The following is a 21440-nucleotide window of genomic DNA, read 5'->3' on the forward strand; positions in this document are numbered from 1 at the left end:
TCTCAGCCGGTGAGGTCGGCCAGCCGCTCGGACGCGGTGCGCAGCAACTGCTCCGCCGCGTCCGGGTCGGCGGCCAGCGGTGTCCAGAAGTCGGGGCCCGGGGTGGCCCGCAGATCGAGGACCGGCGGGGTGAGCCAGTCGGCGTCGAGGCGCAGCTGCCAGGAGTGCAGGTGCGTGCGGGGGAAGGTGGCCGTGCGGTCGAACAGCGGGTCGCCAAGGATCGGGTGACCGATCCAGGCCAGCTGGACGCGGATCTGGTGGCGGCGGCCGGTGACCGGCGTGATGGCGAGCAGCGTGTGGTCCCCGTGCTCGGCGACGGTGGCGAACCTGGTCAGCGAGGGATAGTTCTTCGCGGGCAGCAGGTCGGCCTCGTCGACGAACCAGCGCTCGCCCTCGCGCCGGATCGCCTCGCGCGGCGCCGCGATCCGCACCCGGTTCTTGCGGCCGACGCTGAGCGGCAGATCGATCTCGCCGCGCTCGGGCAGGGCGGTGCCCGACACGATCGCCAGGTAGGCCTTGCGGGCGGTCTGCTTGGTGAACTGCCTGGTCAGCTGCCCGTGCGCGGCCAGATCGACGGCCAGCAGGACCAGCCCCGAGGTGACCTTGTCGATCCGGTGCACCGGATACAGCTGGGTGCCCGCCGCCTGCGCGAGCTCGACCAGGTCGGTGTCGTGCCGCTCCCCGGTCACCGAGATCCCGGCCGGCTTGTTCAGCGCGAGCACGGCGTCGTCGGCGAACACGGTGTACTGCTCGCGCACGCTCTGCCAGTCCATCTCCACCACGACACCCTAAAGAAGGGTGTGCCGCCCGCGCGCTAGGAGGCCGGGCGCAGCCGGTGCGGGCGCAGCCGGTTGAACCCGCGCACCCGCACGCTGCGCAGGTGCCGGATGGCGAATTCGGGGTGACCGTCGAGCGCCTCGGCGGCGGCGTCGTCGATGAGGATATTGCCCGGCCTGGCCACGCCGGTGAGTCGCGCGGCGATATTGACGACCGAGCCGTACAGGTCGCCGAAGCGTTGCAGCACCTCGCCGTAGGCGAAGGCCACCCGCAGTTCCGGGGTGCCGCCGACCAGCATCGTCGACTCCTGGATGGCCAGCGAGATCCGGGCCGCGTCCGCCGCGGTCTCGGCCGCGAACATCACCTCGTCGCCGACGTTCTTGATCACCCAGCCACCGTTGTCGGTGATCGCCGAGGTGGTGGTCGACTCGAAAGCCTCCAGCAGCGTGGACAATTCGTCGGGATGCAGGTGCCGGGTGAGCCGGGTGAAGCCGACCATGTCGGCGAATCCGACGGCCAGCGTCCGCATCGAGTCCTCGCCCGCCTCGGCGTCGATCGCCCTGGCTGCCGCCGCCGCGAGGTGCCTGCGCCACACATACGACTGCAACTGCTCGATGCTCGCCATCGTGGATTCGGTGGCTGTCCTGATCCGCTCGTCGAGCGGGATCGCCGGATCGGCCGCGACCGCCCGCGCCTTGATCTCGGCCAGCACCAGGTCGGCCTGCCATTCGGCCAGCCTGGCCATGCCCTGACCGATGGTGCGCGCCGCGGCGGCCTGCTGCCGGATATCGGAGTCGGCAACGACTTTCATGCTGCGGAAGTTGGTGACCGCGGTGATGTCGAGCTGGGTGTAGTCGACCTCGTTGTCCTCGTTCGCCGGGAACCCCAGCGCCGTCCACAACCGCCGCGACTCCGTCTCGGGCACGCCGGACTGCTCGGCGACCTGCGTCCGCGTGTAGCGCCGCGGCCCGCCGAGCAACGCCTCCTCGACGCTGCGCTGCACCAACTCGGTCATCTCGGCATCCGGCATAAGCGAAACTCTACGACGCGCGCTCGCGCCGCAGGTCAGCCCGACCCGACGTTGGAGACCATCACAAATACCGGCCGTTCGGCTCGGCGGTGCAGACAGCTCGGCGGGTGACGCCCGGCACAGCCCGCCGACGGGCGCGGCCGTGACCAGATGGATTACCTGAAGGTGAGCAACTGACGGTAAAAGTGCGTACTTGTCGGCCCGCGCGCGGCCCGCCGACACTCGGATCACCGCGACGGTCACCCGATCGCCGCGCAGTGATCGGAGCCGCGAATGACCTCAGTGCAACGACCTTCGGTGACCGTGCTCGGCACCGGATCGATGGGCAGCGCCCTCGCCCAAGCCTTCCTCGCCGCCGGATACCCGACGCACGTCTGGAACCGCAGCTTCGAGCGAACCGCGGCACTGGCCGCCGCGGGCGCGACAGCCCACTGCGACATCGCCGACGCCGTCGAGGCGAGTTCGCTGATCATCGCCTGCCTGACCACCTTCGACGCCACCCGCGAGAGCCTGGGTCCGGCCGCCGATGTCATCGCGGGCCGCGACGTCATCACGCTCAACAGCGGAATACCGCTCCAGGCGAGGGAATTCGCGCACTGGGCGCACTGCGCCGGCGCCCGCTACCTCGGCGGGGCGATCAAGAACGTGCCGTCGGCCGTCGGCGACCCGGACACGCTGCTGTACTTCGGCGGCGACCGCGGGGTCTTCGACCAGCACTCCGAGACCCTGCGCACGCTCGGTGGTGACCTCGAATTCCTCGGCGCCGAGCCGGATCTGGCCGCCCTCTACGAATCCGCCGTCGGCGCCACCCTGCTACCCGCGCTGCTCGGTTTCCTCGACGGCGCGGCGATCCTGGCCGCCCGTGGCCTGCCCGCACGGACCATGGTCCCGTATTCGGTGAAGTGGCTGCAGATGATCGAGTCGCTGCTGCCGATCCTGGCCGCGGAGATCGACACCAAGGACTACACCCGCCTGGGCTCGAGCGTCGAGCTGTTCCACACCGCCCTCGTCGACGACGTGCAGCTGGCCGCCGAATCGGGGGTCGACCTGTCCTGGCACTCCACCATGCACGACCTCCTGAGCCGCGCCGTCGACGAGGGCCGCGGCGACCAGAGCATCACCGCCCTGTTCGAATTGATCACCGCGGCACGCTGAGCAGATCTCACCCACAATGTGTGACGCGCGGTCCCACTCAGTAGACCTAGCGTGACCGCATGGGCTCAGTCATCGGTGATCTGCTTCCGCTGGCGGTGGGTGTGGCGATCTCGCCGATCCCCATCGTCGCCGCCATTCTCATGATCCTGTCCAAGAACGCGGGCGGCGCGGCGAAGGGGTTCGCGGTCGGCTGGGTCGGGGGGATTCTGGCCGTGACCGCGGTGGTGACGTTGCTCGCCGGGACACTGGGCGGTTCGGGCGAGAAGGAGCCGTCGGCGGTCGCGTCGTGGCTCGAGATCGTGTTGGGTGTGCTGCTTCTCGTGCTCGCGGCCGAACAGTGGCACGCCAGGTCGGACACCTCGGTACCCGCCTGGATGCAGGCGATCGACAGCCTCACCGTGGTCAAGGCCGCGGGTCTGGGTGCGTTGCTGTCCGGGGTGAACCCGAAGAACCTGCTGCTGTGCCTGTCCGCCGGTGTGGCCATCGGGTCCGCCGGGCTGAGCGCGGGCGGTGACCTCGTGGCGATCGCGGTGTTCACCCTGCTCGCTTCGGTGACGGTGCTCGCGGTGGTGATCGGATACGCGCTGGCCGCCGACAAACTGGGCCCCGCCCTCGACAGCGCCCGGCAGTGGCTGCAGGCCAACAATCACGCGGTGATGGCGATCGTGCTGCTGGTGATGGGCACGGTCGTGGTGGGCAAGGGCATCGGCGGACTCTGACGGCATGAGAGCGCTGCCGATCTTCACGTCACTGCACGGCTACCAGCGTGCCTGGCTGCGGCCCGATGTCGTCGCCGGGCTCACGGTGTGGGCGGTGCTGGTGCCGGAGGCGCTGGCCTACGCGTCCATCGCGGGGGTGCCGCCGGTCGTCGGCCTCTACGCGGCCGTGCCCGCGCTGGTCCTGTATGCCCTGGCCGGAAGTTCGCGGCACCTCGTCGTCGGCCCGATGTCGGCGACCGCCGCCCTGTCGGCCGCGATCATCACCCCGCTGGCAGGCGCCGACAGCGGCCACTACATCGCGCTGTCGGCGGCGCTGGCCATCGCGACCGGCATCGCCGGCCTGCTGGCCGGGCTGCTCCGGCTCGGTTTCATCGCCGCGTTCATCTCCGAGCCGGTGCTGAAGGGCTTCATCGTCGGCCTGGCCCTGACCATCATCATCGGCCAGGTGCCCAAGCTGTTCGGCGTCGACAAGCACGACGGCAACTTCTTCGAACAGGCCTGGGGCGTCATCCGAAATCTCGGTGACGCCCAGTGGCGCACCCTGCTGATCGGCCTGCTCAGCCTCGTGATCGTGCTCGGCGTGAAGCGCTGGCTGCCGCTGGTGCCCGGCTCGCTGCTCGCCGTGCTGCTCGGGATCATCGCGGTGCAGCTGTTCGGGCTCGACGACAAGGGCGTCGATATCGTCGGTCACATCGACGCGGGTCTGCCCTCGGTCGGCCTGCCGGACGGTATCGGCTTCGACGACTATCTCGACCTGCTCGGCCCGGCGATAGGCGTGCTGCTGATCGGTTTCGCGGAGGGGCTCGGCGCGGCGAAAACCTATGCGGCCAAGTCGGGTTACGCCATCGACGCCAATCGGGAGCTGTTCGGCCTCGGCGCCGCCGATCTGGGGTCGGGCCTCGGTGCGGGCATGGTGGTGAACGGCAGTCTCTCCAAGACCGCCGTCAACGGTGGTGCGGGCGCGAAGACCCAGCTCAGCGGGCTCGTTGTCGCCGCGCTCACCGTCCTCACCCTGCTGTTCCTCACCGGCCTGTTCGAGAAATTGCCCGAGGCGACGCTGGCCGCGGTGGTGATCGCCGCGGTGATCGAGCTCGTCGACATCGCCGCCCTGCGCCGCCTCTACCGGGTCTGGACCCAGCTGCTCGCCAGCATCTACGGCCCTGCGGCCCGCGCCGACTTCCTCGCCGCCATGGCCGCCATGGTCGGCGTGCTGCTGTTCGACACGCTGCCCGGCCTGCTCATCGGCGTCGGCGTCTCGGTGCTGCTCCTGGTCTACCGAGCGTCCCAGCCGCACGTCGCGGCGCTGGCGAAAGAGGGCTCCCTGTGGGTGGACACGGCCCGCCACCCCGACCTCACCCCGCGTCCCGATCTGCTGGTGGTCCGCGTCGAATCCGCCCTGTTCTTCGCCAACGCCGACTACGTGAAGACCCGCATCGACGACCTGTGCACCGATGCCACCCGCCTGGTCGTCCTCGACGCCGAAACCTCACCCGCCCTCGACGTCACCGCCGCCGAAATGCTCCTCGACCTGCGCAATGCCCTGGCGCACAAGCGCATCGACTTCCGCATCGCCCGCTCGGTTGCCCAGTTCGGCCAAGTACTCGGCTCAGCCGAAGCAGGCGACACCCCGATCGGCATCTATCCCACCGTCGCCGCCGCGGCAGCCGACCTACCCGAACACCCACCGGTGAACTGACGCCGACCAGCGAATCTGCGCGGGCTCCGGTCAGGCCGGTGGCGGAGATGGCCAGGTCCGACCCGCGGCCGTCGCGCACCGGGGGAATTCATCCGCGGTGGGTGATGCGGGGACCAGGTGGCTCGCCGAGCATCGGGTGGACGTGTAGACCGAGCTGAGGAGCTGATTTCCGATGGCGCTGGATTACCAGGATCGCACCGATTTCGAGAATGCCGATCGCGGGTTCATCGCGACATTGACGCCGATGCGGATCACCAAGGCCGACGGTACGGTCGTGTTCGACACCAGCGGCTACAGCTTCCTCGACGGCCCGTGCCCGGACACGGTGAACCCGAGCCTGTTCCGGCAGGCCCAGCTCTGCGTGAAGAACGGCCTGTACAAGGTCGTCGACGGCATCTATCAGATCCGCGGCTTCGACATCTCCAACATGACGATCGTCGAGGGCGACACCGGCATCATCGTGATCGACCCGCTCATCTCGGCCGAGTGCGCCGCGGCGGGGCTGCAGCTGTACCGCGAGGAGCGCGGCGATCGGCCGGTCGCCGCCGTCATCTACACCCATTCCCACGGCGACCATTTCGGCGGCGTCGACGGTGTGCTGCCCGACGGGCGCGGCGACATCCCGATCCTCGCGCCGGCGGGGTTCATGGAGGAAGCCGTCTCCGAGAACGTCTACGCGGGCGTGGCGATGACCCGCCGCGGCACCTACATGTACGGCATGGGGATGACGCCGGGACCGCAGGGACAATGCAGCACCGGACTCGGCATCCAGGGCTCGACCGGTACCTTCGGCCTGATCCCACCCACGGTCGACATCACCCACACCGGCCAGCAGGAGACCGTCGACGGCGTCCCGATCGTGTTCCAGATGACGCCGGGCACCGAGGCGCCGTCGGAGATGAACTTCTACTTCCCCCGCCATCGCGCCCTGTGTCTGGCCGAGAACGCGACCCACAACCTGCACAACCTGCTCACCCTGCGCGGCGCGCAGATCCGTGACCCGCGCATCTGGTCGCACTACATCGACGAGGCGATCGAGATGTTCGCCATCGACGCCGATGTCGCGTTCGCCTCGCACCACTGGCCGACCTGGGGTGCCGACAACATCGTCGCGTTCCTGTCGCTGCAGCGCGATCTCTACATGTACCTGCACGATCAGACGCTGCGGATGATGAACGAAGGGCTCAACGGCCCGGAGATCGCCGAGGTGATCGAACTGCCGTCCGGTCTGGCCGACGCGTGGAGCGCGCGGGGCTACTACGGGTCGGTCAGCCACAACGTCAAGGCCGTCTACCAGCGGTATCTGGGCTGGTTCGACGGCAACCCGAGCTCACTGTGGGAATGGCCCGCGCAGGAGAAGGCGGTCCGCTACGTCGAGACCATCGGCGGGATCGACACGGTGATCGAGAAGGGCCGCGCCTATGCCGACGCCGGCGATCTGCGCTTCGCCGCCGAACTGCTCAAGCACGCGGTGTTCGCCGCGCCGGACAACGCCGACGCGAAAGCCGCACTCGCGCAGACGTATCAGCAGCTGGGCTTCGGCGCCGAGAACGCCACCTGGCGATGCTTCTACCTCACCGGCGACCACGAACTGCGCGACGGCGTCCGTCCGACCCCGCTGAATCTGGGCGGCGGAATGGCCGCCGCGTTGTCGATCGAGCAGCTGTTCGACACCCTCGCGATCCGGGTGAACGGCCCACGCGCGGCGCAGGATTCGTTCCGGATCGAGTGGCACTTCGCCGACCTGGACACGGTCATGCGCCTCACCCTGTCCAACGGCGTCCTGATCCGCACGATCGACCCACGCTCGAAGGCCGACATCGACCTCACCCTGAACCTCACCAAGCCACAGCTGCTCGGCATCCTCGCGGGCAAGGGCCTCGATGGCATCGACCACACCGGCGACCCCACCGTCCTCCAGCGCCTGTTCGGCCTGCTGGACAACCCCGACCCGAATTTCGCGATCGTCACCCCCTGAGCCGCATCGTCATGTCAGACCGGAACCACCGTCAGAACAGGGTCGAGCCCGGCGAAGTCGTCGACATTGGCGGTGTAGAGCGGAAGATCGTTCGCCGACGCGATTGCCGCGATCATCAAATCCATCTTGCGAGGCTTGGGACTTCGGCCTGCCGCGACAACGAGCTTTGCCATCGTCGTGAATCTGCGGGCCGCCGCCGAACACAGCGGCAGCGCGTCGAAGGCATGCTCTACCTCGAGCAAGCGCTCGGTGCGAAGCGCCAGTGTCTTCGGATCGCTTGCCAACGCGATGCCGAGCCCGAGCTCGGCCAGCGTGACCGTGCTGATTCGCGAACGCACCGGAAGTTTGGCGTCGTCGATCCCCGCGATATCGATGAGAACGCAGGTATCGAGCAGGCCGACAGGGTGCCGCTCGTTCGGCGTCTCAGTCATCGAGGCGATCCTCGCCGAACACGGCGTCGATCTCCGCGCGCTCCTCGGCAGCGGCGCCCGCCGCCGCGAAGCGTGCGAACCGCGCTTTCAACTCGGCGGTCGCCACATCACGCTGCGCACGAATAGGACGTAGCTCACCGACCGGATGTCCGTTTCGGGTAATGATGAAATCGTCGCCCGCCTCGAGCGCGTCCATCACACCCGCACTGCCGTTTCGCAGCTCGGCTTGCGTGATCGTCCTAGTCATGTCACCAGGATAGCAACGCTTGCTATACGTCGCTAGAAGCCGGAGAGTTCAGCTCAGTTCACATCGGCCAAGCGCCGCATCCGGGCGCGATGTTCTCGTGTTCCGGTTCGGGGCCTCAGCCGGCTCGGTAGGGTCGGCGGGAATTGGCATGACCTGGAAGGTGGGCGTCGGTGGGTATCAAGCAGCGAGCCGTGGTGCAGATGAGTGCGGAGGAGATCGCGCAGTTCCTCGACCGCAGCCGGGTACTCACGCTGGCCACGCTCAACGCGGACGGAAAGCCGCATCTGACGGCGATGTGGTTCGGGCATATCGACGGTGTCATCTACTTCGAGACCAAGTCGAAGTCGCAGAAGGCGGTCAATCTGCGTCGCGATCCCACCATCACCTGCATGGCCGAGGCCGGAGACACCTACGACCAGCTGCGCGGCGTATCGATCGAGGGCATCGCCCATCTCATCGAGGACACCGAGGACGAGGAGTACTGGAAGGCGGGCATCGATATCTACGAGCGCTACGTCGGCCCGTACAGCCCCGAGGTCAGGCCGTTCGTCGAGGCCATGATGCACAACCGCGTCGTCGTGCGGGTCGAGCCGACACGCGTGCGCTCCTGGGACCACCGCAAGCTCGGGCTGCCTGCCATGCCGCTGTCCGGCAGCACCGCGGAGGCCCCCGCGCCCTGATCCGGCGTCAGCTGGGGAGCAGTTCGCGCAGTGCCGCGGCTCCGTCGAGGAGGGCGAGCGAGCGGGCTGTGATCGCGGCTTCTCTGGCGGTCAGCGCCTCTCGCACCTGCGTGGAGTGCTGCCGGAATTCGGGAACGACCTTGCGTACCTGCTCGATTCGGTAGCCGGCCTGACGGAGCTGATGGACGATCCTGGCGTCGCGGACCTGCTCGGGCGAGTACCGGCGCGCACCACCGGACGCGGCCGATCGGCCGGGAACGACCAAACCCTCTGCGTCCCAATGCCGCAACGTCGAGGTGCGCACACCAAGTGCGGTGGCGAGCTCGGCGATGCTCATCGCATCGGAACCGCGCACCTCCGTGATCGGCTCTGTGGCAATAGCTTCGGCGGCCTGTCTGGCCAGTTCGAGGTCGACGCGTTCGGTGTGCAGGCCGGCGTGCGCGGCGTCGATCATCGCCAGCGCCCGTGCCTGTTCGCCCGCGTGCACGGCCCGGATGATGCGCTTCGCCTCGACCGGACCGACCCCCGCCGCGAGTGCCCGATAGGCGAGCGCCGACCGCGCGTGGATCTCCCGGTAGAGCCGGTGCCCGCCCGGCGAACGGTCCGCGGGTGGCAGCACGCCGTCGCGTTCGAGATTGCGCACCTGCTGGACCGAGTACCCCGCACGTCGGGCGACGTCGACAGTGCGACCGACCGGTGAGTTGAGGTTTGCCACCAAAAACTCCTCGTCGTCGGTGGAAAAGTCCACACAAGCACTTGAATGAGACGCTCGAATCATGACGATAGACGACATCATCGACTACGTGACCGGCCTCGGCGGCGTCCTGCACCTGAACCCCACCTCTGGCGGCGAATGGCCGGAGATCAGCTGGGGCGACTCGTTCTTCTACTACGCACCCGACGGCGTCGTCCCGACCACGTCCCAGCCCTTCGCCACCGTCGTCACCAAGGACTACCCGGACGACCGGAGCTCACGACTCGATCGGCCCGGCACCTTCCGGCTCAATATCGCCGCAGGTCGGGAAACCTTCATCGAGTGGTCGGGCCACGCGCCCGGCCGCGGTCCCGACGACGTGGACGCGAGCGTCACCGACACCGTGATCGCCCATCCCGTCTACGGTTCGGCGGGCTGGCTGGCCGTCGTCGATCCCGGCGAGCGGACGGACGCGGTGGTCCGTGACCTCATGCGGAACGCCCACGCACGCGCCCGAGCTCGTGTCGAACGACGACACGGCTGATGCAATCCTGCGAACGAAGGAACACTTTTGGTCGCTACCTGATTGCTGATGCCGGTTTCCGCCGCATTCGGGTCTCGCCTCACGCCGCTCGAGGTGTCGGCAAGGTACCGTTTGAAACCAGTTCAGAAGCATATCTGAGTGGGTGAACGCAAGGGGAGATCATGACCGTCGACCAACGTTTGCTACGCACCGGATCTCGCTCCAGGAATGCGGGTTCGCCCCTGGGTGCCGTCGAACTGACGACCGGCGGATTGCTGTTGACGGCAGCAGGCCTGGCGATGGTCGGCCCACTGCTCGCGGCCCTGTTGATCCGCCGCAGTGGCGCGACCAGCGCCGAGGCCGCGGCAACAGCGCCGCTGATCATGCTGACCGTCGCCGTCGTCCTCGCCCTGTCGACGGGCATCGGCCTGCTCGTAACCGCCCGGCGCCGCCGGTGAGGCCGTGAGGAGGCGCGGCTGTCGGACCCCGGTGGCAGGATGCGGCGCGTGGGTGACTATTTCGAACGCATCGTCGACCTCGAGGTGACGGCCGCGGACGCGGGCGCGCTGGCCGAGCGCACGGTGGACTGGATGGTGTCGCGGGGGTGGTTGTCGCGGGAGATGTCCGGCGACACGATGTACAGCCTGCAGGTCGACGAAGGGTATGTGCCAGGGCCTGATTGGGCTCAGATCGCCCAGGAATGGGGTGTGGACTGGATGCCAGGTCCGGTCGCCGTCATCGTCGGCCGGGATGCCCACTATCCGGGGCAGGGCGCGATCGAGCCGTCCGCGGTCGATTGCCCGCGGTGCGAGGCCACGACCGTGATCATCGACTACCCACAGCGGTGGGAAGCCGATAAGGCTGTGTGGCAACCATTTTCCGCCGCGATCGATGCCTGGAAAGAAACCGGTGCAGGATCGGCGACTTGCCTGTCCTGCACCGTGACGAGCCCGATTACCGAATGGAACTGGGCTGATTGCTTCGCCCTCGGAAGCCTCGCCTTCGATTTCTGGGGCTGGCCCCCACTGACCGACGAATTCATCACCGAATTGGGTGCTCGACTCGGCCACCGAATCGAGCACCACACGGGCAAGTTCTGAACCGCCGAGGGCCTTCGAAACCGGCCTAGCCGTAGTAGATGACGGAGGCGTTGGTGGCCACGGCGACAACGCCGGGCCCCATCCCCGTGCAGCCGGTGCTGATGCGCTGGCCATCCGGAGTGAAGGGATAGCTGAGGGACGTATAGGGACCGACGCCGTACAGCGGGAACGGCCCGTTGGCGTAGAGCCCGAAGCACTCGACCTTCAGCACATAGTTGCTTCCGCCGCCGTCAGGTTGGCACGTCGCCGACGCGCCGAAAAGATCTCGCGAGACAACACAATCCTGCGGCGCCGCCTGCGCGGAGCCCGAGCCGATGAGCACAACAGCGGCAATACCCGAAAAACCAGCGGCCGCGACGCGTGCGGCGGCCACAATTGCTTGTTTCATATGGAAACTCCTCCGGTGTCAAGTTGATCTTCGGCAGAGCTCGGCCGAATGTTACTTATCCGCGGCTGAAGTGTTCCACCAGGCGGGCGTAGCTGTCGTGGCCATGGCCTGCGGCGAGGGCTTCGGCGACGAGGGTTCTGGTGTAAGTGGGCAGGGCGGTGTCGATGCCGCGGGCCTTGCTTTCGGCGATCACATCGTCGAGGGAGGGGCGATGGTCATGATCTGGCCGTGCAGGTAGTCGGCGCCGTGCTCCGTCGCCAATTGCCCGGTGGTCCTTGACTGTTCCGACGATCCGTCGGTCAGATCGACCACGGTTCGTCCCCGCAACGACGAGGCCGCCGCCCCCAGCAGCTCCGTCGCCACCGCACCGCCCTTGACATTGACGATCACCACCTCGGCCGCGCCGACGGCGGCCTCGGGCGTCGCGGCCGCACGCGCCCCTTTGTCGATCAGCGGTTGAGCTTTGTCCTGCGACCGGTTCCACACGGTGACCGGCGTCCAAGAGGGTCGTGGCCAGCGCCGACCCCATCTCGCCCAGTCCCAGCACCGCGACTGCCACTGCTTCTGCGTTCTCACTCATGGCGCGAACGCTAGAAGCTCAACTCATGTTCAGGTCAAGACGGCGTCTTCGATCGCTTCGAGCCGGGCCGGGACGTGTTTGTGCCAGGGGGTGCCCGCGAACTCGTCCTTGAGTTCGAGGCAGGTCAGTTCGTTGGGGGAGACTCCGGCACTGGTCGTGGTGCCGTCGCCGGTGGGGTAGTCGAGGCCGAGACCGTTGGGCAGGGCGATGTTTCCCGCCCGCATCATGTCGCTGACCTCGATGATGACGGTGGCGGATCCGTTCGCGGTGACCAGCCGGGCCGGGCCGCCGTCGGTCAGCCGCAGGGCGGTGGCGTCCTCGGCGCTGATCCGGAGGCGGCCGTCGCGATCGCGGCGGCGCCAGTCGGGGTTGCGGAAGATCGTGTTGGCGGTGAACGAGCGTCGCTCACCGGCGGCCAGGACCAGCGGGAACTCCGGTGTCGTCCACTCCGTGCGCGCGGTGGGCAGGTCGCGGACCTGGTCGAGCAGGGTGTCGATGGCGATGGTGAAGCGGCGATCCTTGCGTTTGACGTAGTGCCACACGTCATCCCACGTGTCGTCGGTGAACACCACCCCGGTCGGGGATTCGATGATCGCGTCGAACAACCGGTTGCCCGGAGTCAGGCCGGAACCGGTGAAGCCCGCTCGGGCAACGGCTTTCGCGTTCGACATCGCACACATCTGGCTGACACCCCACAGCACCGCGGCGCCACGCAGGCGCGGGTCCAGTGTCGTGCCGAGTGTCTCGTACAACAGGTAGGGCGCGATCTTTCCGAGGGCGGGGTCGGCGGCGACGGTGGCCAGGAAGGTGGCGCCGAAGGTGTCGCGCCCCGTCTGCGCCGCGCGTCGCAGGCGGGCGATGACGGCGTCGTCGACCACGTTCATGCGCCGTAGCAGCCGCGCGTAGATCTCGGGCTCCGGCAGCGTGCCCTCCAGCGGTTCCATGATCGGTTTGCGCAGGTGGAAGACGTTGCGGGGGAACTCGAAGTTGAAGAACGTCGCTTCGGGCTTCTCGTACTGGCTGGCCGCGGGCAGCACATAGTCGGCCTCGCGCGCGGTTTCGGTGAACGCCACATCGATCACGACGGACAGGTCCAGCGCGCGCATCGCGGCACGGAACCGAGGGGAATCGGCGAGGGAGTGCGCCGGGTTCGACGAGTCGATCCACATCGCGCGGAAGCGGTTCGGGTGGTCGGTGAGGATCTCGTCGGCGATCGAGTTGCACGGGATCAGGCCGCCGATGATCTTGGCGCCGGTGACCGGTGAGGTCCGGCCGCCGCCACTGCCCGCGCCGCCGCCGAGCATGCCGCCCGCCAGGGGAACCATCGCGTCGAGCAGGGCCGATGCCCCGGCTTCCACCTTCGTGCGCAGCTGGGGCACCCGTGCGAGCGCGGGCAGTGTCGCGCTGATCGCGGTGGCCGCCGCGGTGACGGTCCGCGTCATGAGCTGCTTCTGTGCGCGTGCCAGTGCGCCCGGTTTCTTGCGCGGCGATCCGGAACCGGAACCACCGGCCAGGAGCGCGAACGACGAGTGCAGATACATGGTGCCGGGCCGGCCGAAGTTGCCGGTGACGATCCACAGAAGCTTGTTCAGGTACGACACCAGAGTGCTGTTGGGCGCCTGCTGAATTCCGAGGTCCTCGTAGACGCACACGCTCGACGCGGTCGCGATCCGGCGCGCCGCCGCCCGGATCTCGCCCTCGTCGACACCGCTGATCTCGGCGAAAGCCGTGACGTCGCAGGCCAGGAACGCGGCGTGAACCTCGTCGTAGCCGGCGGTGTGGGTGGCGATGAAGCCGGCGTCGACCAGGTCTTCCTGCACGATCACCCCGACCAGCGCGGCCATCAGCCAGGCGTCGCGGCCCGGTAGCACCCGCAAGTGGTGCTCGGCCATCGCCGCGGTTTCGCTGACCCGCGGATCGATGACGATCATCGATCGGTTCGGGTCGGCGGCCACCTGCTTGAGTACCGGTCTGGCCCGCGGGAAGCTGTGCGACTGCCAGGGGTTCTTGCCGACGAACACCAGCACTTCGGCGTGCTCGAAGTCGCCTTTGGTGTGACCGCCATAGAGGCGGCCGTCCACCCAGATCTCCCCGGTCTTCTCCTGTGCCAGCGCATTGGAGTGATACACCGAGCCCAGCGCGCCACGCAGCGCGAGCGCGTTGGCCGAGCCGAGGTGATTACCCTGGCCACCCCCGCCGTAGAAGAAGATCTTGTCGCCGCCGCGTTCTTCCTTGACGGCAGAAAGTTTCGCGGCGATCTCCTCGATCGCCGTGTGCCAGTCGATCTCCTCGTAGGTGCCGTCAGGCAGGCGTTTGAGCGGCGTGGTGATGCGGTGCGCGCCGTTCTGGTACAGGTCGAGGCGCATGGCCTTCTCGCAGGTGTAGCCCTCCGACGCCGGATGCGCCTTGTCGCCGCGGATCTTCGCCAGCCTGCGCCCCTCCACGTCGACCGTGATCCCGCAGTTGCACTCGCACAAAACGCACGCAGTCGCCTTCGGCTCGGCCATGTCGCACCCTTTCCAGCCTAATATGCTAGGCAACATAGCATATTATTATGGCAGGTAACATAACAGTGCTGAAACCTTGGAAGGAGCACAGCACGTGGGAGCCCGCACCGACACCAGGCAGAAAATGCTCTACAGCGCCGTCGAGCTCCTGCGTGAACGCGGCTCAGCCGGGGTGACCGTCGACGCCGTACTGGCCCGCAGCGGCGCGCCGCGCGGATCGGTGTACCACCACTTCCGCGGTGGGCGCGCCGAAATCATGACCGCGTCGCTCGCGCTGGCCGGTGACGCCATCAGCGCCATCATCGACCAGGCCGTGGCGCAGGGCTCGATCGCGGCATTGCGGCGCTTCGGACAGTTCTGGACCGCACTGCTCAAGCAGTCCGACTTCGAGGCGGGCTGCCCGGTCGTGTCGATAGCCGTCGGCGGCTCGTCCGACGACCGGCACCTGCAACCGGCAGTCGCCGGCATCATCGACCGCTGGCACCGCGCCCTCGCCACCGCGCTCGAAGCCGACGGCGTCGCATCCGAACGCGCAGCCCGGCTGTCCACCATGGCAATCGCCGCCATCGAAGGCGCGGTGATCCTGTGCCGGGTCAACCGATCCACGACGGCACTCGACGATGTCATCGAGGAACTCGAGGCCCTGCTCACCTCGGCGCTACCCGGCTGAGCCCATCGGCAACCCACAGGCCGACGACAAGCCCAGTTGGTGGCTATCTACCTATAAACGACGACCCATCGCGACAGGGCTACTTGTCCCTCATCAAGGTATTCATTCCGCCCCGATCCGAGGGCAGGAAAATTCTGAGTGTCCCGCCAGTAGTATTTCCATGATTCGGGCACGTCGGGACTGAAGTGCCCGAGTCCCGCTTCACAGCTTCTGAATCCAAGCGTATCGCCTTGTCGCACAGCACAACTGGGTAGCTGTGATGCCGCCTGCCGGATAGTCGCGCACCCGCTGATCGAGCACCTCGACACCTTCGTCTGCGTAAGTTCGTGATCGTGCGCATTGGCGCAGCTTGCGAGGCATCATGCGGGCACGCCGTAGGCGGTGGAATTGACACCTGACCTCGGCTCAATGACCTGTCCGCTCATGCCTGGTAGGTATCGTGGAACGCTTCGCGCACCGTCGCCGCGCCGTGGCCATCCCGCTGCGCTATCCCGCTCACGATCTCCGAAACCCGCCAGTGGTGCGACGGGACCAATCGGCCGCTGGTGACCACGCCCAGCGCTACATCCGCCGCCTCATCGGGTTTGTCGGCGGCGACCAGCGCATGGCTCAGGTCCAGGTCAGCCATCGCGACCCGGGGCGCAGCAGGGCCGCGCGCTGGCACGAATCGGGGACAGCGCGGGTACATGCGGGGCCCTGCGCAGTGTCGCGCGTCTGGTGCCCGGTCTGCGCACCCCCGACCGCCCGGAGCATCACTTTCGCTACGACCCGGCGAAGGCCGACACCTACGTCGCCACCACGTCGTCTTGGCTGGGGGACCCGGCGGCCGAGGTCTACGCGCGCAATGTCGTGGCCGATCTCCAGCGCGCGGCGTGCGTCCGGCCGCGCATGGCGAAAGCTCTCCGGCGGTGGGCGCATTCACCGAACGACTCACAGGGGGACCGGTGAGCGACGCGATCAAATCTCGGCTCGATGACCCTGACTGAGCGGGCCTCAACGCGGTCTATGGCGATCCGCCGCGCGCCCGAACCGCCGTACGGGGGGAGCTGCACAGCCCGTTCCGGGTCGTCTGCCATGGGTCGCTGCACAACGTGGCCGCGTGACTGACCGCCGCTGAACAGCGCGACGGGCACGAGCAACCGGAGGGCCTGACCGGCGCGAAGGCGGACGGGTGATCACGCTCGGGTTCGTCGTCGCGATCGGCTGCCGTCGGCCGTCCTGGTCGGCGTCGTGTTCTGGCCGACCCGGATACCGCCAGATCGCCCGGTCGACGAGATCCTGACACTCGCCCGGCGCGCATACGAACGAATTGGTCAGTGATCTGTCATGAGGTGCGGTGGAACTGTTCATGGATCTCGGGTAGGAATTGCGCGAGGTGGTTCATCTCCTGGCCGCAGTGCAGCAACAGCTCCCGGGCCATATCGAGGTCCGGAACCAGGTCGCGTGGGTCAGCGGCGGGGCCGCGCTCGATCGCGCGGGCGGCAAGCGACACCGCAGGCGCACGCATCCCGTGGAGCCCGAGGTAGAAGCGGCTGCGCATTTCGCTGCCGCCTGGGATAGGACGCACTTGGTGGGCGAGCCATCCGAAATCGATCGGCACGATACTGCTTCCGACACGCGCGACGATGACGGTCTGATCGGGCGGGACGACGAAGCCGTGATCGGCGGGGTCGTGGAAGGCGATGGCGAGTTGTTGGAGCTCGGATCCGATGTACTCGTCGACGTAGGAGATGTTGCCGATGTAGCGGGCCCTGTCCGGCATCCCCCGGGCGCTGGTGTCGGTGTCGAGTTCGCTGAACATGTGCGCGTCGGGGTGCCACAGTTTGTAGCGAGCCGAATCGCTGGAATGCCAGCCGAACCACCAGTCCCACATGGCGGCGGTCACGCGCGGCATCTCGGTCCGCGTGGCCACCCACACGGCTCCGGAAGCGGTGTTGCCGTAGCCGGTTTCGACCGCGGAGTATCCCGTCGGAGCGAGGTCCTGAGTCCACGCCGCGAAGTCCGGAATTTGTTCGGTCGGCGTTGGGCCGCCGTGGTAGGCGATCGTCACCGCTTCCTGCGGGGGCGCGGTGTATTCGGCCATGAAATGGGAGAAGGGCTTGGCCCAGTCCTCAGGGGCGTAGCCGGGGTGGCGGCGGTTGCCGATAGCCGGGACGGCGTGTGCGGCAGCTCCCGCGACGGTCGATGCTGCGACGGTGCCGACGGCGGTGGCTCCCAGGATCAGGGCGCGGCGGCGACTCATCTCCGCTAGTTTCAACATCTGTTGAGACTAACCGGGTGCGCATGGTGAATCCAGAGTGTGACCTCGGTAGTTTCGTGGCCATGACAGCTCCCCGACGCAGGCGACAGGACTCCGAACAGCGACGCGCCGAACTCGCCGAAGCCGCTGTTCGAGTGCTGGCCGAGGAAGGACTGCGAGGCCTGACGCACCGGGCCGTGGACGCCGCGGCGAATCTGCCGGTCGGCTCGGTCAACTATTACGCGCCGAACCGTCAGGCGCTGCTGGACATGGTGTCCGATGGGCTCGCGGCCCACGACCTGGCCGCCGCCGAGCGACGGGCCGCCGGTACTACGTCCGCGACTTCCGGCACGGATCTCCTCGTGGACTACGTGATCGAGATGACCGCGCCCCCATCCCGCTACCGGGTCGTGGCCCGTCATCACCTGCTCGCCGAGGCTCGTACCAACCCTGAGCTGCACGAGCGCTTCGAAACGGCTAGGGCCGGTTTCGTCGGTCTGATCGAGGCCTGGTTGCGCACCAACGGCCTTCCCGCTGGCCGAGCAGCCGCCGAACTGTGCGTCATCGTCACCGACGGTCTGGTCAACCGGCAGGTCTTCTTCGCAGATTCCGCGTTGTCCGAGAACGAACTTCGTGCGATCATCCGTGCCTCTACGGCAGGGATCGGATAACTGACCAGATTCTGTAGAAGTCGCTGCAAGTTTCGGCAAACCGAGTCTGTCGGCCCAACGAATGCTCGGCCATTCGTCGGCGTTGTCGACCTTGTGCCGGTAGGGCACCTGTTCGATGACGAACTCGATGGTGTGGCCGACCGGCTCGATGCCCACCACGCCGCCGAGTGTGGGTAGATGTGAGCATGGCCTTCGAATCGCTCAGTGGGGAGCGAGAACGCTGTGACCAGCGTCGTTGATGTGCCCTCGGCAGGATTCGAACCTGCGACACCCGCTTTAGGAGAGCGGTGCTCTATCCCCTGAGCTACGAAGGCGGGGTTGGTCGTCTGCCGGAACCGTGGTGCGCGGGGCCGGTTTGACCGTGCCGAGTATAGCGTGCGCGGACTGTGGCGCGGTCAACCCGGGGATCGGATCGCTTCAGGATGATCTGATCGTGATCGCCGGGGCGACACGCTGATCTGAAATGGGTGTGGGCCCGTGGGGTGGGGGCTGCGTGTCCTAGCGTTCCCGGAGGTTTCCGCCCGCCTCTTCGGGCATTCGTTCACGCAATGACTTTCTGCCTTCTCGCGAGGAGTACGTGGTCATGGTTGTGGGTTCCTGCTTACGGTTGTCTGTGCTCGTGCTGGCCGCGGCGGCGTGTCTGGGGTCGGTCGGGTGCTCGGTCGACGGTGGGTTGTTCGATCCGGATTCGACACTGTCGCAACGAGACCCCGCCGATCCGGGCGCTGCCGCGCGCACCGCCGAGCTCGACGGAGCGAGCGCGGAGACGCAGGCGACCATGCTTGCGTTCTATCGATCCGTCTGCTCCTTGCAGACCCGGTATCGCGCCGATCTCGAAGCTGCCGAGCGCGATGCCGGTGCGCTCACGCCGGTGCAGTACCGCGATACGGCGGCGATGATTCTCGGTACCCGTGCCGCCGCGGCCGGGAGTGCGCGCGATGCCGCGGATCGATTGCCGATCCCGAACCTGTTCCGTGACGAATGGCTTACCGCACAGGGCGAATTGATCGGTCTCTTCGACCGGCTCCAGCAGGCGGATTTGTCACGTGCCACCGAGATGGCCGCGGCCGATCTCGCCGACACCGAGCGGCTACGTGCCGCCGCGAGGGATCTGCTCGCCGCTTCGGCCCAGCAGATCGAGAACGAGAATCCGCGTGTCCGCGTCGTCGCGCAGGGTCTGCCCACGTCCAGGCAGGTCCGGCGCGATGCCGCGGAGCTGGCCGAATGTCAGATGCCGAGCTGACGATCGGCTTGGTGCCGCCATCGAGCGGTGGGCTGTCTGGTGACTACTACGAGAAGGAAAGGAGTGTGATGCGCAGAGCCGGGTTCGTTCGCGGTGGAGTGTTGGCGGGGCTGATCTGCGCGATGCTGTCGGTGGCGGGTGTTGCCGCCGCCGAGGACGACATCCCGGTCGATCACGCTCTGTTCGTGGTGCCGCCCGTGGTCGACCCGGTGCTGCGGATCGACACGCCCGCGCAGTTCGACGCGCAGATCACCGCCGACCCGTATTCGGAACACGCAGCACCGGTGCAGGAGCCGTCGCTTTCCCCGCCACCGCTCGATCCGATCCTGCCGCTGGTCGATCTCGGTCCGATGATGGATCGGATCGGCCTGAATCCGAGCGTGCCCGTGCTTCCGACGCCCGATCGCAGGCTGGTCGATGAGGCGTTGGGAGTGATCGCGCCCAGCGTTCAGCAGATGTTGCCCGGCGATCTCGGTGCTGGCGTGCTGGCCGGGCTCACCGGCCTGGCCACAATGTTCGGCCCGTCGACCGCGCCGGTCGATTCCCCAAACGCTTCGCCGCCGGCACCGCTGCTAGATGCGGGCCAGCAGTTCGGGTTCGCCTCGATCGCGACGGCTTTGCCTGTCGTCGAGTCCGTCGACCTCGCGATCCCCACTGTCGACGGCCCGGCAGCGGAGGTGTCGGTCGCCGCTCCGATGAGCGCGGAGCCCGCGGTCGGCCCGGTTTTGTCGCTGCCACTGATCATCCTCGGCGCGGTGATCGCGGGACTGTCTTTGCTGATCATTCGGCGTCGCCGATCAGGGTTCCTCCGCGGACGAGCACGCCGGGCGACCGGCCGCCGCACACGAGGGCGCGAGGTAGGAGGGTGCCCGGAGGCAACGGACCCGGCAGCGGGCCACCGTCTAGCCGTTGGCTCGGCGGCAGGCCACCGTCCAGCCGTGGGCTCGGCAGTAGACCACCGTCCAGTCGGCTGGGCAGCAGGCCACCGTCCAGCCGTGGGCTCGGCAGCAGGCCACCGCCTAGCCGTGGGCCCCGCGGCAGACCACCGCCCAGCCGTGGGCCCGGCGGCGAAACACCACCCAGCCATTGGCTCGGATGCAGGGCGCTGGCGAGCAGTGCACCGATGTTCCCGCCTGCGGCCGGGACTGCTCTGGACCGGACCTGAAAGGCGACCCGGGCGCGGCGGGGTCGCGGTGCGCGGTGATCCGTGGCCGCTCGTCGTGCATGGCCGGTGCGGAGTCGGTCGCTCCCCGCCGAGCATCCGTCACACGAGCCGATCAGAAGGCGTCGAATCCACCGCCGCCGTCGAACCCGCCGCTGTCGTGTCCACCACCCTCGGAGCCGCCCCACCCCTCTGAATCCTGACCCGGGTCATGCCCCGGATCCTGGCCGATCTCGCCCTGGTCCCCGTGGTCGAGCGCCGCCTCGCCGGTGCCGTCCTCGAACGCCTGGGCGTCGTAGCCGACTCCGGACATCCCGGCGAACAACGACGTGAACAACAGAGCCGCACCGGCGCCCCAGGCGCCGGCTATCAGCGCGGGCTTCCACCATGGTTCCGAATACCACCCCGCGGGGACCGGTCGTCCGGCCACGCGACCACCGGGGTGGTAATTGGGCGTGCCCGGAGACGGGGCGGGGGAGGCGGCGATGCGGCGGCCGTTGTGCTCGACGACGCGCAGCTCGTCGACGTGTCCGGCGATGTCCTGACCGTCGAGGGCGGCCACCGGCGGGCCCGGGTCCATCTGCATCGCGGTGCGCGCCGCGCGGATGTAATAGAGCCCTTCCAGCGCCGTCTGCTTGGCCAGGCGGGCGTGGACGGGTGAGTTCGCCCTGTCCATCTGACCGCCCGCGGCGTTGTAGCGTTCGGACGCGTCGGCCAGTGCCTGCCTGGCCGCTTCGTTGCGCGGTGACAGCTGGTACACCTGGCCGCCGAGCCGTTCGATCGCCACTCTGGCATCGGCCTGGGCCTCTTCCAGTTCGCGCGCGGCACGCTTGTTCTGCTCGGCGCGCAGATACAGCAGAGCCAGCACACACACGACGACGATCACGATCAGCCACCACAGCATCGCGCACCTCTTTCGCCCGAGGTCTCGAGACGCCGTCCAGTTTACT

The 21440-nt window shown here is 67.8% G+C and carries 25 protein-coding genes and 1 tRNA gene; 13 read left to right on the forward strand and 13 right to left on the reverse strand.

The genetic code is table 11. From position 1 onward, the window contains the following. Positions 1–2: 2 nt before the first annotated feature. Together IEY60_RS19455 and IEY60_RS19460 are read right to left on the reverse strand one after the other, a co-directional pair. A complete protein-coding gene (locus IEY60_RS19455) occupies positions 3–773 on the reverse strand; it encodes an RluA family pseudouridine synthase (protein ID WP_229740019.1) in 771 nt (256 codons plus the stop codon). 41 nt (positions 774–814) lie between these two features. After that, entirely contained in the window at positions 815–1807 is a 993-nt protein-coding gene (locus IEY60_RS19460; protein ID WP_189030291.1) for an adenylate/guanylate cyclase domain-containing protein, read from the reverse strand. Positions 1808–2080: 273 nt separating this feature from the next. On the opposite strand from IEY60_RS19460, the gene IEY60_RS19465 reads away from it, so the two are divergent. The 4 genes from IEY60_RS19465 to IEY60_RS19480 all read left to right on the forward strand — a co-directional run bounded on the left by IEY60_RS19465 (position 2081) and on the right by IEY60_RS19480 (position 7355). Then, a complete protein-coding gene (locus IEY60_RS19465; protein ID WP_189030293.1) occupies positions 2081–2962 on the forward strand; it encodes an NAD(P)-dependent oxidoreductase in 882 nt (293 codons plus the stop codon). 59 nt (positions 2963–3021) lie between these two features. Further along, entirely contained in the window at positions 3022–3681 is a 660-nt protein-coding gene (locus IEY60_RS19470; RefSeq protein WP_189030295.1) for a GAP family protein, read from the forward strand. A gap of 4 nt (positions 3682–3685) precedes the next feature. After that, positions 3686–5377, forward strand: a complete 1692-nt coding sequence (locus IEY60_RS19475) for a SulP family inorganic anion transporter (RefSeq protein WP_189030297.1) — start codon at positions 3686–3688, stop codon at positions 5375–5377. 172 nt (positions 5378–5549) lie between these two features. Further along, positions 5550–7355: an alkyl/aryl-sulfatase gene (locus IEY60_RS19480; protein ID WP_189030299.1), complete on the forward strand. Its 1806-nt coding sequence runs from the start codon at positions 5550–5552 to the stop codon at positions 7353–7355. A 14-nt stretch (positions 7356–7369) separates the two neighbouring features. Here IEY60_RS19480 and IEY60_RS19485 read toward each other — a convergent pair whose 3' ends face one another. Then, entirely contained in the window at positions 7370–7786 is a 417-nt protein-coding gene (locus IEY60_RS19485; protein ID WP_189030302.1) for a type II toxin-antitoxin system VapC family toxin, read from the reverse strand. After that, a complete protein-coding gene (locus IEY60_RS19490) occupies positions 7779–7982 on the reverse strand; it encodes a hypothetical protein (protein ID WP_229739957.1) in 204 nt (67 codons plus the stop codon). The genes IEY60_RS19485 and IEY60_RS19490 overlap by 8 nt, the downstream gene beginning before the upstream one ends. 221 nt (positions 7983–8203) lie before the next feature. On the opposite strand from IEY60_RS19490, the gene IEY60_RS19495 reads away from it, so the two are divergent. Continuing rightward, positions 8204–8713: a pyridoxamine 5'-phosphate oxidase family protein gene (locus tag IEY60_RS19495; protein WP_189030306.1), complete on the forward strand. Its 510-nt coding sequence runs from the start codon at positions 8204–8206 to the stop codon at positions 8711–8713. 7 nt (positions 8714–8720) lie between these two features. On the opposite strand, the gene IEY60_RS19500 is transcribed toward IEY60_RS19495, so the two are convergent. Continuing rightward, a complete protein-coding gene (locus IEY60_RS19500; RefSeq protein WP_229739958.1) occupies positions 8721–9428 on the reverse strand; it encodes a MerR family transcriptional regulator in 708 nt (235 codons plus the stop codon). Positions 9429–9489: 61 nt separating this feature from the next. On the opposite strand from IEY60_RS19500, the gene IEY60_RS19505 reads away from it, so the two are divergent. From IEY60_RS19505 to IEY60_RS19515, 3 genes are all read left to right on the forward strand, one after another. Further along, complete coding sequence (locus IEY60_RS19505) at positions 9490–9951, forward strand: DUF6194 family protein (protein WP_189030310.1); 462 nt, start codon at positions 9490–9492, stop codon at positions 9949–9951. 161 nt (positions 9952–10112) lie between these two features. Beyond that, positions 10113–10388: a hypothetical protein gene (locus IEY60_RS19510; protein ID WP_189030312.1), complete on the forward strand. Its 276-nt coding sequence runs from the start codon at positions 10113–10115 to the stop codon at positions 10386–10388. 39 nt (positions 10389–10427) lie between these two features. After that, entirely contained in the window at positions 10428–11030 is a 603-nt protein-coding gene (locus IEY60_RS19515; protein WP_229739959.1) for a hypothetical protein, read from the forward strand. A 25-nt stretch (positions 11031–11055) separates the two neighbouring features. On the opposite strand, the gene IEY60_RS19520 is transcribed toward IEY60_RS19515, so the two are convergent. The 4 genes from IEY60_RS19520 to IEY60_RS19535 all read right to left on the reverse strand — a co-directional run bounded on the left by IEY60_RS19520 (position 11056) and on the right by IEY60_RS19535 (position 14505). Next, complete coding sequence (locus IEY60_RS19520; RefSeq protein WP_189030316.1) at positions 11056–11418, reverse strand: hypothetical protein; 363 nt, start codon at positions 11416–11418, stop codon at positions 11056–11058. Positions 11419–11473: 55 nt separating this feature from the next. After that, positions 11474–11611, reverse strand: coding sequence for an imine reductase family protein (locus IEY60_RS19525; RefSeq protein ID WP_189030318.1), 138 nt, complete (start codon positions 11609–11611; stop codon positions 11474–11476). Continuing rightward, a complete protein-coding gene (locus tag IEY60_RS19530) occupies positions 11608–11904 on the reverse strand; it encodes an NAD(P)-binding domain-containing protein (RefSeq protein WP_189030320.1) in 297 nt (98 codons plus the stop codon). The genes IEY60_RS19525 and IEY60_RS19530 overlap by 4 nt, the downstream gene beginning before the upstream one ends. Positions 11905–12027: 123 nt before the next feature. Continuing rightward, positions 12028–14505 carry a molybdopterin-dependent oxidoreductase gene (locus tag IEY60_RS19535; RefSeq protein WP_189030322.1) on the reverse strand — a complete coding sequence of 826 codons (2478 nt, stop codon included), beginning with the start codon at positions 14503–14505 and terminating at the stop codon, positions 12028–12030. 94 nt (positions 14506–14599) lie between these two features. On the opposite strand from IEY60_RS19535, the gene IEY60_RS19540 reads away from it, so the two are divergent. Continuing rightward, positions 14600–15175 carry a TetR/AcrR family transcriptional regulator gene (locus tag IEY60_RS19540; RefSeq protein ID WP_229739960.1) on the forward strand — a complete coding sequence of 192 codons (576 nt, stop codon included), beginning with the start codon at positions 14600–14602 and terminating at the stop codon, positions 15173–15175. A gap of 421 nt (positions 15176–15596) precedes the next feature. Here IEY60_RS19540 and IEY60_RS19545 read toward each other — a convergent pair whose 3' ends face one another. Next, the gene (locus tag IEY60_RS19545) at positions 15597–15803 is read right to left on the reverse strand and encodes a hypothetical protein (protein ID WP_229739961.1); all 207 of its coding nucleotides are present in this window, start codon (positions 15801–15803) and stop codon (positions 15597–15599) included. Between the two features lie 89 nt (positions 15804–15892). Between IEY60_RS19545 and IEY60_RS19550 the strand changes: the two genes are divergently transcribed. Next, positions 15893–16123: a hypothetical protein gene (locus IEY60_RS19550; protein WP_229739962.1), complete on the forward strand. Its 231-nt coding sequence runs from the start codon at positions 15893–15895 to the stop codon at positions 16121–16123. Between the two features lie 376 nt (positions 16124–16499). Here the strand turns inward: IEY60_RS19550 and IEY60_RS19555 are convergent, their stop codons facing one another. Then, complete coding sequence (locus IEY60_RS19555) at positions 16500–17435, reverse strand: DAPG hydrolase family protein (RefSeq protein ID WP_229739963.1); 936 nt, start codon at positions 17433–17435, stop codon at positions 16500–16502. 62 nt (positions 17436–17497) lie between these two features. Between IEY60_RS19555 and IEY60_RS19560 the strand changes: the two genes are divergently transcribed. After that, a complete protein-coding gene (locus tag IEY60_RS19560) occupies positions 17498–18085 on the forward strand; it encodes a TetR/AcrR family transcriptional regulator (RefSeq protein ID WP_189030324.1) in 588 nt (195 codons plus the stop codon). Positions 18086–18326: 241 nt separating this feature from the next. Here the strand turns inward: IEY60_RS19560 and IEY60_RS19565 are convergent. Next, positions 18327–18399 (reverse strand) — tRNA-Arg (locus tag IEY60_RS19565). A 269-nt stretch (positions 18400–18668) separates the two neighbouring features. Between IEY60_RS19565 and IEY60_RS19570 the strand changes: the two genes are divergently transcribed. Beyond that, on the forward strand, positions 18669–19328 hold the full coding sequence (locus IEY60_RS19570; RefSeq protein WP_189030326.1) for a hypothetical protein: 660 nt from the start codon (positions 18669–18671) through the stop codon (positions 19326–19328). 68 nt (positions 19329–19396) lie between these two features. Beyond that, positions 19397–20686 carry a hypothetical protein gene (locus IEY60_RS19575; protein ID WP_189030328.1) on the forward strand — a complete coding sequence of 430 codons (1290 nt, stop codon included), beginning with the start codon at positions 19397–19399 and terminating at the stop codon, positions 20684–20686. Here IEY60_RS19575 and IEY60_RS19580 read toward each other — a convergent pair. Next, complete coding sequence (locus IEY60_RS19580) at positions 20606–21394, reverse strand: DUF1542 domain-containing protein (protein ID WP_189030330.1); 789 nt, start codon at positions 21392–21394, stop codon at positions 20606–20608. The two genes, IEY60_RS19575 and IEY60_RS19580, sit on opposite strands and share 81 nt — an antisense overlap. Positions 21395–21440: the final 46 nt, after the last annotated feature.

The sequence above is a fragment of the Nocardia rhizosphaerihabitans genome (genome assembly GCF_014646295.1).
Lineage (GTDB): Bacteria > Actinomycetota > Actinomycetes > Mycobacteriales > Mycobacteriaceae > Nocardia > Nocardia rhizosphaerihabitans.